Genomic DNA, 2233 nt, shown 5'->3' with positions numbered 1-2233 from the left:
GGCCTCGGCCGCGGCTTCGGTCTCGGCGACCACCGCGGCGACGCGCTGGCCGACGAAGCGCACCACGTCGTCGAGCACGCGGGTGTCGGGCGCGTCGTCGGCCGGGTTCTCGTGGCGGCCGGTGGAGAAGCGCGCCTCCGGCACGTCCGCATGGGTGAAGATCGCGACGATTCCCGGTAGCGCCAGGGCGGCCTCGCGGTCGATCGCGACGATCCGCGCGTGCGGGTGCTCGGAGCGCAGCACCTTCATGTGCAGCAGGCCCGGTATCGCCAGGTCGAAGGTGTAGGCGGCGCGCCCCGAGACCACGTCAGGCGCTGCGGGCGCGGGCACGCTGCGGCCGATCGGATCGCGCAAGCTCGCCGCCTCGGCGGAGGCGATGCCGGCGATGGCGTCGCGGATGGCGCGGTAGCCGGTGCAGCGGCAGAGGTTGCCCTTCAGCGCCGTGCCGAGGTCGCGCTTCTGGCCCTGGTCGAGGGCCGCCGCCGTCATGATCATGCCCGGCGTGCAGAACCCGCACTGGAAGCCCTGCGCCGCGACGAAGGCCGCCTGCATCGGGTGCAGGGCGTCGGGCGCCCGATCCAATGCCCCCTGCCCCGGCTGGCACGGGCCGGACAGGCCCTCGATGGTGGTGACCTCGCGCCCTCCGGCCCGGAACGCCGGCAGGAGACAGCTGTGGATCGGCTCGCCGTCGAGGTGGACCGTGCAGGCGCCGCAATCGCCGGCGTCGCACCCCTTCTTGACGCCGAACCAGCCGCGCTCGCGCAGCAGGGTGCGCAGGCACTGGCCGGGGCGCGGGGCCACCTCCTCGGCGTGGCCGTTGACGACGATCCTCATGCGGCGTCCCCGAGTTCGGCTCGGATCTCCTCGGCGAGCAGGCCGGTGACGTGGCGCCGCCAGTCCGGCGCGCCGTGCACGTCGTCGTACCAGAGCGCGTCGTCGATTCCCGCGGCGATGGCGTCGGCGAGGTCGTCCGCGCCCGGCAATCTCGGGAAGGCGAGGCGCACCGGGCGGCGGGTGGCGGCCGTGACGGTGAGGGCGAACGTGCCGTCGGCGTCCCGCGTCCCGATCAGCAGGGCGCCGGAGCGGCCGTTCGGGCTGAGCGAGATCCGGCGGAAGGCCGTGCGCCGCCGTAGGGCCGCCGCCGGCATGTCGAGGCGCAGCAGGACTTCGTCCGGGGCGAGCGCGGTCGTCTGCGGCCCGAGCACGAAGTCGGCCACCGCCATGCGGCGCTCGCCGCCCGCGCCGGTGCGGATGGTGCAGACGCCGTCAAGCGCCACGCCGAGTGCGATGATCGGCCCGGCAGGCAAGGCGAGGCAGAGGTTGCCGCCGACCGTGGCCCGGTTCCAGATCTTGAACGAGCCGAGCAGCGCCCGGCAGCACTGCCCGACCAGCGGCGCGGCGATCCAGGCCCGCGGCAACTCGATGCGGTCGAGGGCGGCGATGGTGCAGGTGGCCGACAGGCTCAAAGCGGCCTCGGTCGCCGCGCTCGGCGGCAGCGCCAGGCCGGTGAGGTCGATCAGCCGGGCCAGATGCGGCTGCGGCTCAGAGAACAGCCAGGTGCCGCCGGCGAGCCATGCGTCGCCCGGGCGCCAGCCCGGCAGCGCACTGGGCTCCCGCGGCGTCAGGACGGAGGTGATCGTGTCGAGATCCATGTCGCCGTGCCCAAGCAAGTCTTCGTCCAACCGCTTGCGCGGCTGGCGTCGCACCATCACCCCTTCGCGTCGATCACGCCGCCCACGAGGTTGAGGCCGAGCAGCAGCTCGGACGGGAACGCGGTACGGATCACCGGCTCCGTTTGGATGTCGGGGACGAGGCAGGCGGCCTCCGCCCGGCGGGCGGCGACGGCCTCGGCGACCGAGACGGCGGAGAAGCGCAGCCGCGCGCCGGCCTGGGCCTGCGCCAGCCGCCCGAGGTCGGGGCCGATCACGGTCGCGATCTTCGGGTAGCCGCCGGTCGACTGGCGGTCGGCCATCAGCACGATCGGCAGGCCCTCGCCCGGCACCTGGATCGCGCCCATGGCGATGCCGTCCGAAACGATGTCGTGGCCGCGCGCATGGGTCAGGCGCGGGCCGTCGAGGAAGCAGGCCATGCGGTCGCCGCGCCCGCCGACCGTCCACAGGCCGGCGAGGAAGGCTGCGATCTGGTCCGGCGCGAAGGCGTCGTCCTGCGGTCCGAGCACGACGCGGATCACCTCCGCCGGCCGGTCGAGCCAGGGCGCGACCAGGGCCTGCGC

General features: G+C 74.6%; 3 protein-coding genes. All 3 read right to left on the bottom strand.

Annotated features, from left to right (window positions below):
- On the bottom strand, positions 1–834 hold an 834-nt coding region (locus tag FV222_RS23830; protein WP_147815806.1), incomplete at its 3' end, for a 2Fe-2S iron-sulfur cluster-binding protein.
- On the bottom strand, positions 831–1652 hold the full coding sequence (locus FV222_RS23825; protein ID WP_147815807.1) for an FAD binding domain-containing protein: 822 nt from the start codon (positions 1650–1652) through the stop codon (positions 831–833). The genes FV222_RS23830 and FV222_RS23825, both read right to left, overlap by 4 nt.
- Positions 1653–1708: 56 nt before the next feature.
- The coding region (locus FV222_RS23820) for a biotin-dependent carboxyltransferase family protein (protein WP_147815805.1) at positions 1709–2233 on the bottom strand (525 nt) is incomplete at its 5' end.

The sequence above is a fragment of the Methylobacterium sp. WL103 genome, from assembly GCF_008039885.1.
Lineage (GTDB): Bacteria > Pseudomonadota > Alphaproteobacteria > Rhizobiales > Beijerinckiaceae > Methylobacterium > Methylobacterium cerastii.
Note: the sequence above shows the minus strand (reverse complement) of the source record. Positions and strands in the feature narration are given on the sequence as shown.

What these genes read in the sequence shown, in the direction of transcription:
- FV222_RS23825 (WP_147815807.1), bottom strand. Translation starts at nt 1,652, where the DNA reads ATGGATCTCGACACGATCACCTCCGTCCTGACGCCGCGGGAGCCCAGT.